The 14,964-nt window shown below is 59.4% G+C and carries 13 protein-coding genes and 2 pseudogenes; 11 read left to right on the top strand and 4 right to left on the bottom strand.

Annotated elements, in window-relative coordinates:
* The first annotated feature begins 919 nt into the window (after window positions 1-919).
* On the top strand, window positions 920-2,863 hold the full coding sequence (locus tag IPK32_08800; GenBank protein ID MBK8092066.1) for a DUF1553 domain-containing protein: 1,944 nt from the start codon (window positions 920-922) through the stop codon (window positions 2,861-2,863).
* A gap of 119 nt (window positions 2,864-2,982) precedes the next feature.
* Here IPK32_08800 and IPK32_08795 read toward each other — a convergent pair whose 3' ends face one another.
* The gene (locus IPK32_08795; GenBank protein MBK8092065.1) at window positions 2,983-3,546 is read right to left on the bottom strand and encodes a c-type cytochrome; all 564 of its coding nucleotides are present in this window, start codon (window positions 3,544-3,546) and stop codon (window positions 2,983-2,985) included.
* 6 nt (window positions 3,547-3,552) lie between these two features.
* Between IPK32_08795 and IPK32_08790 the strand changes: the two genes are divergently transcribed.
* Window positions 3,553-4,032 (top strand): hypothetical protein, encoded by a 480-nt coding sequence (locus tag IPK32_08790; protein ID MBK8092064.1) that lies wholly within the window; start codon window positions 3,553-3,555, stop codon window positions 4,030-4,032.
* Between the two features lie 78 nt (window positions 4,033-4,110).
* On the opposite strand, the gene IPK32_08785 is transcribed toward IPK32_08790, so the two are convergent.
* From IPK32_08785 to IPK32_08775, 3 genes are all read right to left on the bottom strand, one after another.
* A complete protein-coding gene (locus tag IPK32_08785; GenBank protein ID MBK8092063.1) occupies window positions 4,111-4,467 on the bottom strand; it encodes a HEAT repeat domain-containing protein in 357 nt (118 codons plus the stop codon).
* 745 nt (window positions 4,468-5,212) lie between these two features.
* Window positions 5,213-5,890, bottom strand: coding sequence for a hypothetical protein (locus IPK32_08780; GenBank protein ID MBK8092062.1), 678 nt, complete (start codon window positions 5,888-5,890; stop codon window positions 5,213-5,215).
* A gap of 712 nt (window positions 5,891-6,602) precedes the next feature.
* A complete protein-coding gene (locus IPK32_08775; GenBank protein ID MBK8092061.1) occupies window positions 6,603-6,812 on the bottom strand; it encodes a hypothetical protein in 210 nt (69 codons plus the stop codon).
* Between the two features lie 160 nt (window positions 6,813-6,972).
* On the opposite strand from IPK32_08775, the gene IPK32_08770 reads away from it, so the two are divergent.
* The 9 genes and pseudogenes from IPK32_08770 to IPK32_08730 all read left to right on the top strand — a co-directional run bounded on the left by IPK32_08770 (window position 6,973) and on the right by IPK32_08730 (window position 14,869).
* Entirely contained in the window at window positions 6,973-7,239 is a 267-nt protein-coding gene (locus tag IPK32_08770) for a hypothetical protein (protein MBK8092060.1), read from the top strand.
* Complete coding sequence (locus IPK32_08765) at window positions 7,236-9,263, top strand: PQQ-binding-like beta-propeller repeat protein (protein MBK8092059.1); 2,028 nt, start codon at window positions 7,236-7,238, stop codon at window positions 9,261-9,263. Before IPK32_08770 ends, IPK32_08765 begins: the two co-directional genes overlap by 4 nt.
* Window positions 9,263-10,255, top strand: coding sequence for a hypothetical protein (locus tag IPK32_08760; GenBank protein MBK8092058.1), 993 nt, complete (start codon window positions 9,263-9,265; stop codon window positions 10,253-10,255). Before IPK32_08765 ends, IPK32_08760 begins: the two co-directional genes overlap by 1 nt.
* A gap of 12 nt (window positions 10,256-10,267) precedes the next feature.
* Window positions 10,268-11,045, top strand: a pseudogene (locus tag IPK32_08755) (SDR family NAD(P)-dependent oxidoreductase).
* A 93-nt stretch (window positions 11,046-11,138) separates the two neighbouring features.
* The gene (locus tag IPK32_08750) at window positions 11,139-12,113 is read left to right on the top strand and encodes a hypothetical protein (GenBank protein MBK8092057.1); all 975 of its coding nucleotides are present in this window, start codon (window positions 11,139-11,141) and stop codon (window positions 12,111-12,113) included.
* Window positions 12,114-12,168: 55 nt separating this feature from the next.
* Window positions 12,169-13,084 (top strand): annotated as a pseudogene (locus IPK32_08745) (dihydrodipicolinate synthase family protein).
* A 112-nt stretch (window positions 13,085-13,196) separates the two neighbouring features.
* On the top strand, window positions 13,197-13,589 hold the full coding sequence (locus IPK32_08740; protein ID MBK8092056.1) for a CBS domain-containing protein: 393 nt from the start codon (window positions 13,197-13,199) through the stop codon (window positions 13,587-13,589).
* A gap of 22 nt (window positions 13,590-13,611) precedes the next feature.
* On the top strand, window positions 13,612-14,337 hold the full coding sequence (locus IPK32_08735; GenBank protein MBK8092055.1) for a DHH family phosphoesterase: 726 nt from the start codon (window positions 13,612-13,614) through the stop codon (window positions 14,335-14,337).
* Window positions 14,306-14,869: a hypothetical protein gene (locus IPK32_08730; protein MBK8092054.1), complete on the top strand. Its 564-nt coding sequence runs from the start codon at window positions 14,306-14,308 to the stop codon at window positions 14,867-14,869. The genes IPK32_08735 and IPK32_08730 overlap by 32 nt, the downstream gene beginning before the upstream one ends.
* Window positions 14,870-14,964 lie beyond the last annotated feature (95 nt).

Genomic DNA, 14,964 nt, shown 5'->3' with positions numbered 1-14,964 from the left:
CAGACAAAGTCACGAACCATAGAAAGTCTGCGTGCAACCATGAACACAAAGCCACGCCCCCCCAAGGTCTGCGACAACTCATGCAGACAGAGCCACAGTCCATGCATGGCTGGTCGCAGCCTAAAGACAAATGCCGGGCGCACGGCTAACTCCTCGTCTCCAGCTCTCCGGCAAAGCTGTCCCCCTGAGCGCGGATGCCCTCATCCGCCGCCGTGCCGCCAATGCGAAGGAGACGATTTCTCAGACAGTTGCACATCCACCCCATTTTCACCGTTTCCCCCTGAATAGGTCATCCGGCTATAATCTTATTTACACCTTTCGTGGGTGCAATTCCGATCCAAAAGTTGACGGCACCTCGCCTCTGCAGTACTAGGGATGAATTCTGCGTTTCACCTCACATGAATGGACTCCTAGCGTGTTCAATGATCTTAACGTTTTGGCTTGGGACGATCGCCCGAGCCGCTCCGGTAGTTTCCGCCGCCGATGAAATTGACGCGCTTCTGGCGAGGGACTGGGCGGCTAACAACTTGACGCCCAATGCCCCAGCGGATGACAGCGCTTTCGTGCGCCGCATCTATCTAGATGTGGTGGGCCGCATTCCCACCTCGCGTGAGGCTGAGGAGTTTCTGGCTTCCAGAGAAGAAGGAAAGCGTGCGGCACTGATCGACAAGCTCCTCGATTCCGAGGGCTATGTGCAGAACTACTTCCACTACTGGGCGGACGTGCTGCGTGTTCAATCCAAGGGCCAGCGGACAGGCCCTGCGTATGTTCATTTCATCAAGGATGCGCTGCGCAGCAACAAGCCGTATGACGTGTTCGTGCGGAGATGGTCGCCGGAGATGGCAAGGCCTGGTCCGATGGGGCGATTGGCTACTACACACGTGATCGTGGCATGCCCTTGGACAACATGGCGAGCACGTTGCGCGTCTTCCTCGGCACCCGCATCGAATGTGCCCAGTGCCACAATCACCCCTTCGACAAGTGGACGCAGAAGCAGTTCTACGAGATGGCGGCCTTCACCTCTGGCGTGGAGATCAGAGACTCCGGCGGCAGCTTCACGGGCGGTATCAGCGATCTTCTGCGTGAGCAAGGCCTGGCCATTCGCACCACGTTCAAACAGCCTGAATGGCCCAAAAGCCCCAACACCGAGGCCGACCGCCTCGCTTTCTGGGCGGAGCTGGACAGAGCGGGACAGGCACGCCGGGCAGCTGAGGAGTACTTGCTCCAGGGTCAAGGTTTATACAATCAGGCCATGAGCGAGGCACGTGGCCCCGGGCGCTACCCCAAGGTGACCTTTGACGAGAGGCGCAAGGTCACTCTGCCACCGGATTACCAGTATGACGATGCGGAGCCCAAATCCGTCGTGAAACCGGCTGCCATCATGGGCCATGCCAGTACTCCTCTGCCAGGGGAAACACGGATCCAGGCCTATGCACGCTGGCTGGCGAATCCCGATAACGACCGCTTCAACAAGGTCGTGGTCAATCGCCTATGGAAAAAGGCCTTCGGTCTCGCCCTGATCGAGCCGCTCGACGATCTCACGGACACGACCGTGGCGGTGAATCCTGAACTGTTGAGCCATCTTGAAAAGCTGATGGTGAGCCTGAATTACGATATGAAGACGTTTCTGCGCATCCTTTTCAACACGAGTACCTACCAGCGCCAGGCCTCCCACGAGGAGGTGGCGCCCGGGACTGCCTGCCACTTCACTGGCCCGCAACTGCGCCGCATGTCAGCCGAGCAGCTGTGGGACAGCTTTGTGACGCTGATCAACCCGAATCCCGACATGTCAAACATGCCCACCCACGAATACTTGGAGCAGCGCAGGCTGGCTGTGGAAAAGGTCGCCGGTCCGGCTGAGGCGTTCAAGAGCATTCAAGTGGCCGCCAAGAAGTACCAGGCGCAGCCGGAAGGTGTGGAGGCTATGCAGAAACGTTTGGCGGAGGCCCGCGATGACGCCAAAAAATACCAATCCATCGCGGCCAAAGTCACCGGACCTGAAAAAAAGGCTGCCATCACACGCGCTGCTGAGTGCCATGCGAAAATCAAATCCATCAGCCGTGAGATCACGGCCCTTTACAGCCATGCCCGCCGCACCGTCATGGCTGAAGTGATCATTCCAGGCCAAAAAAAGCTGTTCGAGAAGGTCACCGGCAAGCCCTGGGAAACCATTGCTTATGAACCTAATCAGGAGGTTTCGATGCAGGCCGCCCCCAGTGCCGAAATGCAGGCGGCCGGTGCTGCCAACGGCGGGCACACGATGGCCCCTGCTGGAGATGGTAAGATCAAGATGACCAAGGCGGACGTCGCCGAAGCTAAGATAAAGGCCTGGAGCGAAGAAGCCATGTACTATGCCATTCCCCGCAAGCAGTGGGGGGACTACTTCCGTTCGCGTGGCCAGCACTCCCGGCAGTGGTTACGCGCTGCGGAAATCGAAAGCCCAGCCCCGCGCGGTCATTACCTACGCGAATTTGGCCAGAGCGACCGGGAAATGATTGAGAAAAGCAACAGTGAAGCCTCTGTTCCCCAAGCCCTGGCGTTGATGAATGGAGAGCTCCTGCCGCAGATCGTTCACCGCCACAGCCAGCTCATGCTCACCGTGGGCAAGGCCCAGTCTGCCGATGAAAAAATCGACGCCGCTTACATGGCCCTGCTTTCCCGCAAGCCCACCTCCAGGGAAAAGGCCCTTTGCCTTCAGGCCCAGGAAAAGGGCCTCCAGCACCCTGGAGGACCTGATTACGCCCTGATCAACGCAGCAGTTCATCTTCAATCAGTAAGTGACTGCCGTCGGCGTTCTCCCATCGTAAACGTCACGGTAGCGACCATGGAAACGAGGAAACGGGATCAGGCTGCAACTGGCTGACAAAATAACCTCTCTTTCTAGCTCGTCGCGAGTCGTGGAGCTCCTCGGCTCCGCAAGAAAGGTTCAGCAATCGATAGTTGCCAGCGCCTCAGCTACTGAAGGGACGTGGATGTGAGATTTCATTTCTTCTTCGCCTTCAAGCTCGCCAGATAAGCCACTACATCGCGGATCTCCGCTTTGGTGAGGATGCCGAGCATCGGCGGCATGATGCTGATGGGTGGAGTTCGAGAGGCGATTTGATCGACGGGGACGGTTTGGAGTTTTCCGTCGGGGAGTTTCAGGCGGATGGATTTATTATCTTCTTTGTCGAGGACGGCAGAGAGGCTTTTTCCATCTTTGAGGGTGAGGGTGATGAGACCATAACCGGGTGCCACTTGCGCAAGCGGGTTGAGGAGGGCTTCGAGGATGTAGGCACGGTCTTTTTGACTGCCGATGGTTTTCACGTTGGGGCCGACCTGGCTGCCTTCTTTGGCTTCGACGGTGTGGCAGGCGATGCAGTTGGCGCCGAGGTGATTGGTGACGAGGTCGCGGCCGCGGGTGACATCGCCGCCTTCGAGGAGTTCGGTGTTTTGGGTTTGGAGGGCGGCGAGCTTGGGTTTGAGGCTTTCGCGGGTGGCGGCGGCTTCGAGGATGTCGAGCTGAATGGCGGCGGGGACTTTGTTCTGCGCGGGAGGTCGAGCCACTCGGTGATGACGCTGTCGTCTTTGGATGACGCAGAGCAGCGAGAGGCAGAGTTGCTTCGTGGTGGTATCGGCTTCTTTCAAAGCGGTGGCGGCAGCGGCGATGGCGCGGTCGGGTTGATGGGCGAAGAGTTGTGTGAGGGCTTCGCGGCGGAGTTCGGCGGGGATTTTTTATCGAGGCGAGATCGAGCGAGGACCGAAGTCGCCGGTGCTGGCGAGCATCTTCAAGGGCACCGGCGCGGGGCTGCTGCGGGCTTTCGCATCGGCGACGATGCTTTGGAGCACGGCGGGCTCGACGCGAAGCTGGAGCTGCATGAGCAATTCGACGGCTTTGGCTTTCAAAGCGCCGTCGGTGAGGTCGAGCAGCGAGTCGAGACGCGATTGAACGAGCGCGGCGAAGGCTTTGGCATCGCGCGGGGCGTTTTCATGCGCGTGGCCGTCGATGCGGTCGAGACGCGGCGGAGTGTTGAAGACGAGCAGGAGGTCTAGCGCCTCGCTTTGCAGCGTGGAGGGGCTTCAACGCGGCCTGGATGAGCGGTTCGGCGATGCCGAGGCGCAAACAGGCGTTCAGCCCGCGACGCGTGAGTCGCGTGGTGAGCGCGGGAAGAGCCCCTCGGGGATGCCGGCGTCGTCGTGAATGGCTCGCTCGGCCTCGTCAGGAAATTTGGTGAGAAACTCGGCGACCTTCGGCGAGCGCTGCCGGGCGAGGGCGAGAAGGTTGCAGAGGCTTTTGTCCTTCACGAGCACCTTGGCATCCGCACAGCCCGCGAGGCCGGTGACGATGGCGTGGCGCATGAAGGGATCGTTTTGCTCCTTCGCGGCGAGTTGGAGCAGTTTCGGTGTCGCGGCAGGGTCTTGGAGCTTGCCGAGGGCGATGGCGGCGTGGAAACGAACCCGTGAGACGTTAGATGTGAGAAGTGAGATGAGTTCGGGAACGCGTGTGGTGCCGTCGCCGAGGGTTTGGCGGTTTGGGTGAGGATTTCAGGATCGGCGTCGGTGAGGAGTTTGGTGAGCGTGCTGACTTCGACCTTTTGGCGCGGAGACCTTGGCCGAGGCCCCAGATGGCGTGGATGCGGGCGGTTGAGCGGCTTTCTTGTTGGCGGCGATGGCCTCCAAAGCAGCGAAATCGCCTTTTTGACGATTTGGAACTGCGCACGCAAACGAACGCGTTGATCGCGGTGAGAGAGGTGGGAGGCATCGAGGTCCGCAGCGAAGTTTGGCGGTTTCTTGGCGCTCGGTGCTGTTTGAGCAGAAGGATCGTCGGCGCGCCAGATGTGGCCGAGTTCGTCGAGCGGATAGCCGCCGACCCAATCGGCGATGAGGAGGCCGCCGTTGTTCGCGAAGGCCATGCCGATGCCCATGATGCCGCTGTGGATGACGCGTTCGTTTGTCATGACGAACGAAGCGCCGCTCGGAGCGAGCTGGAAGGCGGTCATTTTGCCGCTGGGGGTGATCGAGGATGAAATGACCGCGCAGCGGGCACCGAGCGCGGTCCCGGGCTCATGCGCGAACCCAGCGGGGCCGTTCGAGTAGTTTTGCAGCGGCGGGGTGATGAAAAGCGGCTGCGTGGCATGCGCGGGCTTCCACAGGCCTTTGAACATCCAGCGGCTCTTCTCTGTTTGATACTGATGGCCGCAGCGCCAGCCGGAAGTCGCTGCGCTCGGTGATGTCACGAAGGCGTTCTTTTCGCCGGGGAGGTCGGCGTCGTTGTCCACGCCGAAAGATTGCCGAAGTCGTCAAAGGCGACCTCTTGGATGTTGCGCAGGCCATGCGCGAAGACCTCGAAGCCGCTGCCGTCCGGTTCGCAGCGCATGACGCAGCCTTCGTGCGGGTAAAACCACTTCACGCCTTCCTTGCTCGTCACGTTCACGCCTTTGTCGCCGATGCTCCAGTAGATGCGGCCATCCGGGCCGATGCGCGGGCCGTGCATGTCATGCCCTGCATAGGCGATGTGCATACCAAAGCCATGCGCGACGATTTCACGCTCATCGGCGACGCCGTCATCATTTGTATCGCGAAGGCGCACGAGATCAGGCGCGACGGTGATATAGACCCAGCCGTCGTGATACAATATGCCCGCCGCGATGCCGGTGACGACGCTGTTGAAGCCTTCCGCAAAGGTCGTCATCTTGTCGGCGGTGCCATCGCCATCGGTGTCGCGGAGCTGGTAGATGCGCTCGCTGTGAACGGTGAGGTCCTTCCAGTCGATGGAGCCGTCCTTGTTGTGATCTTTGAGGCCGCCGCGTGGAAGGCGCAGCTTGCCGGGAGCGAGTTCGCGCTTCAGAAAGGCTTCTTTTTCCTCCACACTGGTGAGCGAGACATCGTCGTTTTCTCCGCTGCGGCACATGGCAGGGCCAGCAGCACGGCGAGGGCGATGAGCGAGGTTTTTGCATGAAATGGGGATCAAAAACGGTACAATTAGCCGCGCTCCATGTCATTGCACCCTAAACGGCGACCAATACTCACGATTGCGGATTCGCCGGAGCCCGCAATCGCAGTGACAAGACTCCGCCGTGCTGAAAACACGGTGTTGAAATGGCCGCTCAAGGCCGCGGCGGACCTTCGGGCTGCGAAGGCACCTGCGGCGACACCGCTTGTGGCGGCACGGCCTGAGCTGCACGGGAGGTGCTGCGGGCACAGGTAGTGGGCTCTGTGGGGGAATGAAGCCTGGCTGATACGGCCGAATATCCGGTAGCGGAATGGGGGCGGGCTTGGGTTTGGGCTGAGGCACTGTGCCGGGGGCAACAGGGGGCTTTGCGGTCGGTGCTGCTGGTCGCGCCTCGGTCTTCCTCTTTTTCACCGCTTGGAAGAGCTGGTTGTAATTATGCCGGATGGCCGCCGGGAAGGACACGCGGCCTGGTTCCACGATTTTTCCCGCAGCGCTTGGAGGACAAATCGGCCGCAGATCCGTGCCGATCCTCACGGCATGATCCACGCCATAAGGAGCCGCCACAGAGGCACCAGCCGAGGCCGTGCCGCGAATGAGCTCACTGCTGATCGTGCGTCCTTGCAGCGCCATATTGCTCTGCGCGAGACTAGCGCCCCGCTGGAACTGAAGCTCATCTCCAGGCTGGCATGGTCATCCGAGGCAAAAAGCCGCGCAGATGGTCGATACGCACGGAGACGAAGATGCCGCCATCCGGCGAGGGCGAGATTTCTGGCTTGTAGGTGCGGTAGCTGGCACCGGAGATCTGGTACTCGGTAGCTTTGCCGCGTTTGCAGTTCCAGCCACCCAGGCTGGCACCAAAGCGCTCAATATCGACCTCCACCGCCGCATGTGTGAGCGTGGTGATGGCAAGAAAATGGGGAGAAGAACTCGAAAACTCATCGGGATGAAAAACAGATGCCCTTAAACTGAGTCCGCCAGGGGCTTATTCAAGCTCCTTTCCGGGATAGTGCTGACCACGCTCGTCCGTAGTGGCTGCTCGCATGAAATCTATCCTCGCCCTCCTCCTCGCCGCCACCGCACTCCATGCCGAGGACTGGGCGCAGTTTCGCGGCTCCAATGCGAGCGGCATTTCATCCTCCAAAAATCTGCCGCTGGAGTTCAGCGCGGACAAAAACATCGCGTGGAAGGCACGGGTCGGTGATGGCGTGGGCTCGGCGATCATCAAAGATGGCGTCGTCTATGCCAGCGGCATGGCGGGGACTCGAAGGCCGCGATGCAGGCCTTTGATGCTGCCACGGGTGCCGTGAAATGGCGCACGGAATTTGAAACGGGCACGCTGCCACGCATCACGCCGCCGAACAGCCACGCGGCGGCCACGCCCGCGACGGATGGCGAGCGAGTGTACATCCATTTCAGCACCATCGGCCTGCTGGCGTTTGATTGCGCCACCGGCAAGGAAGCGTGGCGCTACACCATGCCGCGTCCGGCTTACCTGATGGACTGGGGCGCGGCGTCCTCGCCCATCGTGCATGACGGCATGGTCATCTTTTGCCAGGATGATGACCTCGCGCCCTTCCTCGTCGCCGTGGATGCCAAAACGGGAAAGGAAAGGTGGAAGACGCTGCGCAAAGACATGCTCGCGGGCTATGCCGTGCCCGTCATTTGCAAAGGCGACATCGTCGTGGCCGGCAGCGGCAAGATGAAAGGCTATGACCCCGCCACTGGCGCGGAGAAATGGACCTGCAACACGCTCCTGCGCACCATCATGGTCACGCCCGTCGTGCAGGACGACATCATCTACATCGCCGTGCAAAGCTACGGCGACAGCACCCGCACGCTCAAACATGCGCTGCTCGAATGGCTCGACACCAATCAGGACAAGATCCTCGCCCGCGACGAGACACCGAAGGAATTTCACGAGCGCTTCGACGCTTCCGATAAAAACAAAAACGGCCTCATTGATGCCGACGAGATCGACACCGCCTTCCAAAGTCCCGACAACATGGCTGCCGGTGGAAACATCATCCAGGCCATCCGCGGCGGCGGCAGCGGCGATGTGACGAAGACGCATTTGCTCTGGTCGATCGATCCCAAAACGCCCTCGAACATCTCCAGCCCGCTGTTTTACAACGGCCGCCTCTACCTCGTGAAAAGCGGCGGCATGTCGAGCTGCTACGACGCGAAGGACGGCAAGTCGCTGTGGGACCGCAGCCGCCTCGGCAACTTCGGCGACTACTTTGCCTCCGCTGTCGCCGCTGATGGTAAAGTGTATGTCGCAGGCAAGAACGGCTTCGTCGTCGTGCTCGAAGACGGCCCTGAATTGAAGGTGCTCGGCAAAAACGATCTCGGTGAAGAAATCATCGCCACACCGAGCATCGCCGATGGTCGCTTGTATGTGCGCACACGCGAAAATCTCTTCTGCATCGCCCAGGGAGGCTCTGGAAATGTTTTGGCGAAAGCGGAAACGAAGCCGCAAACACTCGAACTCGCCTCACGACCCGTCAGCGGCTCCAAAGTGTGGAATGGCTACACCGGCACCGCGATGGGCCAGGAGTCTTGGAGCGATGAAGAGCTCGAAAAACGTCTCCAGCAGCTCAAAACGCTGAAGTACACCGCCGTGGCCGTGCCGAAGGCCGTGAAGCCCTTTTCAGCCATCCGCGTCGATGGCGACACGGCAGGCCGCAAAGCCTTCGGAGGTGCCAAAACCTTCGAAAATGCCGACGTGGCCGCCATCACGGCCCGTTTCCGTGAAAAAGCCGCGAAGATGGGTTTTGAGGTCATCGAGGCCGATCCGCTTCCCGGCACCTTTTTGCCGCAGATGGAGTTCACCGATGAAAAATCCCTCAGCGAGCTCATCACACCGATGTGCGGCGAAGGCGTCGCCGAGCGCATGTGGCTCGGCTTCCAAGAGATCGCCAAAGCGAACGCCTTGATCGAAAAACACGCCCCCACACTCGGCCAGCCATCGCCTGACATGCTCACGCGGCATCTGAATTCCAAAGACCCACTGCCCGAGTGGGTCACGCAGCTCAAAACGCACTACCTCACCGCCATGAGCGAGTTCTACCGCGCCAACACCCGCGCCCGCGAAGGCAGTCGCACGCTCACGCTTTACTACGCGAAGAAGCTCGAATTCGCCTTCCACTTCGCCAGTTGCCTCGAAAACCTCTACAAAGCCCACGAAACCCGCGCCGAGTCCCTCGATGCCGCAGTCGAGTCCATCTACAACGCCCTCAATTCCCTCGCCGATGCCGCGAGAGACTCCAGTGATCGCGGCGCGATTGCGCTGCTGAACGAACACGGCTACCGCGTGCTGCGAAAGGCCCAGTGATGAAAAAGCCCGCCGCCAAAAAAGCCAAACGCATCGTCCGCACCAAGCCGGACGCTTCCATGAGCTTCAAATCGCTCGTGGACGCCATCCAGCACGTCCACACCGAAAGCGCTGCCGTGGTGAACCGCACGGTCAACACGACCCTTACGCTACGGAACTGGGTGATCGGGTGGTATCTGCGCGAGTATGAACATCACGGAGCTGACCGCGCCAAATATGGAGAGGCTATGATTGACTCCGTGTCAGAGCGGCTTGCGAAGTCAGGCATTGAAGAATTCACACCGCGTTATCTGAGGTTGTGTCGTCAGTTTGCCCTGGTTTATCCAGAGATTTGGCGGTCACTGACCGCCGAATTTCGGGAAGGGTTTCTGCATCTTCCAAAAGTTGGGTCACTGACCGAACAATCTCATTCAAACGTCTCCGGTGAGATTTGGAGGTCAGTGACCGCCAAATCAGGCAAAAAGTCTTCAAAGATTCTGGAGACACTGTCTCCAGAATCCGCTGCGTTAGCAATTCGGGAGTCACTGTCTCCCAAATTCGGGGCACCCATCCCAGTGCTGGTTTCAAGGCTTTCCTTCACCCATCTCGAACAACTCCTGGCCATCGACCAGCCGCTCAAGCGTGCCTTTTACGAGATTGAGTGCATTCGCGGCAACTGGTCGGTGCGGGATTTGAAAAGGCAGATCGGGTCGTTGTATTTTGAGCGGTCGGGGCTGTCGAAGGACAAGGAAAAGCTCTCGAAGATGGTGAATGAGGGCATCGAGGCGGCGGAGCCGAGGTACAGTAGCCATCTCGCTCCGCGAGATGAGCCTAATGCTTGGAAGGCTAAGCGGATCACGATTTTTGTGAATTTTGGATGTCAGCGAAAGCCTTCTGCCCATCTCGACGAAGCGAGATGGCTACTTTGCTGGCGCATCCTGAAACGCCATGTGCTCGCAGCACTGGAGACTTTCCTGCACGCGAAGCATCTAGAGATGCTCGGCAAAGCCTGAAACACGACTGCCATGCCTGTTCTCGAACAATTTCGACTCGATGGAAAACGTGCCCTCGTCACCGGTGGCTCGCGTGGGCTGGGTTTGGAGATGGCGCGGGCTTTGGGGGAGGCGGGAGCGAAGGTGATCATCACGGGATCGAGTGCTGAAAACCTCCACAAGGCCTGCGAGGAGCTTTGCAGCGAGGATTTGCATGTCACGTCGATCCAGGCCGATCTCTCGAAGCCGGAGGAGGCCGAGCGGATTCTGTGATGTCGTGCTGCGGGATCATCCGCCCATCGACATCCTCATCAACAACGTCGGCGGTCGCCGCATCAACACGCCGACGGAGGATCTGGCGCTGGAGGACTGGCAGCGGATCATCGACTTGAACCTCACGCAGGCCTTCATCCTCACCAAACGCCTCGGCGGGGCGATGATCCCGCGAAAGTGGGGCCGCATCATCAACATCGCCTCCATCAATGCCCTCTGGCCCGGCAAGGCAATGCGCGGTCGCAGTTACGAGGCCTCGAAAGGAGCCCTGGCCATGTTCACGAAGGCCGTGGCGGCAGATTGGGCCGTGCATGGCATCACCGTGAACGCCATCGCGCCCGGCCCGTTTTTGACCGATGCGAATCGCCGCTGGATCGGCGAAAAGCCCGAGTTTGAAGGCGAAGTGGCGGCCAGCATCCCGATGGGCCGCTGGGGCCGACCGGAGGAGATCGGCCCGCTCGCTGTATCTGCCAGCGAGGCCAGCAGCTTCATGACTGGCAGTGTTTTGGTGCTGGATGGCGGGAAGCTGCTTTGGTGAGGGCTCAACCAAACGAAAGTCCAGTTTACGTTTAGTTACACTAAACGACATTTGGGTGGCGTTTAGTTGGCCGATGAGTGTTAAAAAGTCGCCATGAGCAAGACAACAATGCACCGACTTCCTGCTTGGCTTTTGCCGATCTACTTCGCCTTTCTCGTGGCTGGCTTCGCAACGATGCTGCGGGTCGCGTGGCTGTATGCCAACTCACCCGTGTTTGAAAACGAGGGCGACGCTGGTTGCGGGAGTTCGAATGAGTGGTTCTGTGACTCATCATCGTCAGTTTTGGAAATGATGCAGACCATGCTGAACACGGTGATGGAAACCATCCAGTCGCCGGACATGGCAAGAAAGACTGCGGATCGTGTCCGTGCGCTGTTTCCAGAAACACCGCCATGTGAGGTGACGCTACGTGTGTTGCAAACCAAAGGCTCGGCGAACGTGAATTTGATCGTCACAGGTTCGGAACCCAAATACATCCAACATTACCTCAATGCATTGATGGATGAATTCATAGCCGTCCGCAATTCTTGGCGGGAAGCATCGGCCAACAAGATTGTCTCACCTTTTCTGCAAGCGATAGTCAATGAGCAAAAGAAGGTGGAGGAGGCACTTGATGCCGTTGAGGATGCCAAGAAGCAGGTGGAGTCGGTTTCAGCCAAGATCGAGGTGGAAAGGCTTTCTGAACGCCTCAAACGCCTGCGCGATGAGCGGGATGATTTGAAGCTGGCCCAGTCAGAAAAGCTGCCTGCTGTTGAAACCGAAATTCAGAGAATCGAGAACGAGTTAGAAAAGCATGAAGAGGCAGTCAGCAGGCTTAGAAGAGCCAAGGAAGTCTATGAATTGCATCAGAAGACCTACCAGGAGCTGTTTGAACAAGTTCAGCAGTGGACGAACCTGGATTATGTCGTGGATTATGTTCACATCCAAGAGCGTGCCACTGTAGCTTCGCAGCAACCGGCATTGAGTTGGTCGAGCATCGGGTGTTTTTATCCGGGGCTGGGTTGTCTTATCGGAGCAATCACGGGGCTAGGGGATGTGCGTCGAAGGCCTTTAGAAGCTCTTGAATGAATTCTTGGTTTGATGAGCAAGATAGCCGACGATCACTGTTTATTCGCTTCACCTCATGCTCATCTCCACCCACCACCCACTCCGCGGCGTCCTGCCGGTTTTCGAACGCCGGCTTGAGGATGAGACGCTTGATCTCGAAACGCTGGAGCGTGAGATCGCGTGGCTTTATGATTGTGGGGCGAACGGGATCGTGATGGCGATGGTGTCGGAGACGTTGCGGCTGGATAGTGAGGGAGCGGGAGGCGCTGGCAGAGGCGGCGTGCCGTTTTGGTAAGGAGCGCGGCGTGGTGGTAATCAGTGTCGGTGCCGAATCATCCAAAACCGCCGAGCGTTATGCAAAACATGCCGAAAGCATCGGCGCGGATACGGTGATGGCGATTCCGCCGGTTTCTATCGGCATCGGGGAGAGTGAATTGCTGGCGTATTACACGCGGATCATTGAGGCGATCCACATCCCGGTGATCGTGCAGGATGCGAGCGGGTATGTGGGGAAACCGATGCCGATTGCGATGCAGGCGCGGCTGTTGGAGGAGTTTGGGCCGGAGCGGGTGCAGTACAAGCCGGAGGCGAGCCCCATCGGGCCAAAGCTGAGCGAGTTGCGCGATGCGACGCAGGGCCGCGCACGCGTGTTTGAGGGCACAGGGGGCATTGCGCTGGTGGATTCGTTCAAGCGCGGCGTGGTGGGCACGATGCCGGGCGCGGATTTGATTCGCGGGCTCGTGCCGCTTTGGAAGGCGCTGGAGGCCGGCGATGCGGCGAAGGCGGATCGCATTCATGGGCCGCTTTCGGCGCTGATTTCGATGCAGACAAGCTTGGATGGCTTTTTGGCGGTGGAGAAGCATCTGCTCAAACGGCAGGGTATTTTCAAAAACACGCTGGTGCGCGGTCCGGTGGGCTTCCGGCTGGATGCGGAGACCACGCGTGAGGTGGAGCGGCAGTTTGACCGGATGATCGCGGCGGCGGCGGGGTGAGTTTGAAGAGAGCAGCGGAAAAGGTGGGTTTGTCGGCTTTTGCAAAAAGCAGCTGCCGGAGAGGGCGAGCGGAATCAGGGGCGTGGAGGGAAGCAGTTTTATTCGTAGCACCATGAGCACTCAGGACCCCATTTATGTCATCGGCCATCGCAATCCAGATACGGACGCGATTTGCTCCGCGATCGGGTATGCGGCGTTTTGCGGGATGTGCGCGGTATGGATGCCGTGGCGGCCTGCTGTGGTGGTGAGCGTGCGGACGAATTGGGTGCTGCATACGGCGAATGTCACAGCGCCGAGGCTGCTACTGGATGTGCGGCCTACGGCTGCGACGATTTGCCGCCGGGATGTGCTGACGGCACGGCCTGCGGATACGTTTTTGTCGGTGTATCGCATGATGCTTGAGCATGGTTTCCGCAGTATCCCGGTGGTGGATGCGGAGGGGAGATTGCTGGGGGTGCCGTCGATCCAGGAGATGGCGGAGCTTTTCCCTGCCGGTGGAGGGTAGCTCGCTGGCGGGGAATCGTGCGGTGCGCACGAGCTTGGCGAATATCGTGGCGGCGCTGGGTGGTAGGCTGGCAGGTGAGGCGAGCGAGGCGGAGCGGGAGCAGGATTTTGTGCTGGTGGTGGCGGCGTCGAGCGTGGAGACGTCACGCCAGCGTGCGATGCAGTTCCAGCCGCGTGATGTGGCGCTGGTGACGGGTGATAGGCCGGAGATCCACGCCTTGGCGATCGAGCTGGGGGCGCGGTGCCTGGTCATTACGGGCGGTTTTCAGCCGTGGGAGAGCATTTTGACCCAGGCTCGTGCGAAGGGTGTGGCGGTGATCTGCTCGCCGCATGATACGGCGAGCACGTCGCAGCTTCTGCGTTTCTCCAGGCCCATCAGTGGGGCTTTGAAGGATGAGGTTTTGTCGTTTGGGTCACGCACGCCGCTGCGTGAGATCGTGCATGCGGTGCAGAGCTCGCATCAGCCACTGTTCCCGGTGGTGGATGAGGAGACGCGGCATTTGATCGGTGTTTTCTCCAAGTCGGACCTCATCGATGTGCCGCGTGCCCGGCTGGTGCTGGTGGATCACAATGAGTTCGCCCAGGCTGTGGCGGGTGCGGATGAGGCGGAGATCATCGAGGTGATCGATCACCATCGCCTGAGTGGAAATCTGCGCACGAAGGAGCCGATTCGTTTCCTGAATGAGCCTGTGGGCGTACTCGACCATCGTGGGGATCATGTACCGCATGCGTGGTGCCGCGCCGGATAAGGGCACGGCGATCTGTCTGTGCGCGGGCATTATCAGCGATACTCTGCATCTGACTAGCCCGACGACGACAGAGACAGATCGTGAGATCTTGAGCTGGCTGGCTGGGATCGGCGGGATCGATGGGGCTCAGTTTGTGAAGGACTTTTTCGCGGCGGGATCAATGCTGCGTGAGAATACGCCGGATCGTGCGCTGGAGAGTGACCGGAAGGTCTTTGAGGAGAATGGCTGGCATATCAGTATCAGCCAGATCGAGGAGCTGGGTCTGGAGGAGTTCTGGAAGCGTGAGAGTGGCCTGCAAGCGGCTCTGCAATCACTTTTGAAGAAGCATAGTCTGCATTTCGCCTGCCTGATGGTCACAGACATCACACGGCATCACAGTGTACTGCTGGTGGCGGGTGATCAGCGTGTGATCGGTGCCATCGACTACCCATTGGCCAAAGAAAACGTCTATGACATGCCCGGTGTGGTGAGCCGGAAGAAGCAGCTCTTCCCGTTCATGAGCCATGTGGTGAGTAAATTGGCTGCGCCGTGATTTAGAGAGAGCGCTGCGGATTGGGCGTGTGATCTGGTTGCGATTTGGCGGATGCGCCCGAGTGGTGAGTTCATTTGTTTTTCTGCTTATGCTCC

The organism is Verrucomicrobiaceae bacterium, from assembly GCA_016713035.1.
In the GTDB taxonomy this organism is placed as follows: domain Bacteria; phylum Verrucomicrobiota; class Verrucomicrobiia; order Verrucomicrobiales; family Verrucomicrobiaceae; genus Prosthecobacter.
Note: the sequence above shows the minus strand (reverse complement) of the source record. Positions and strands in the feature narration are given on the sequence as shown.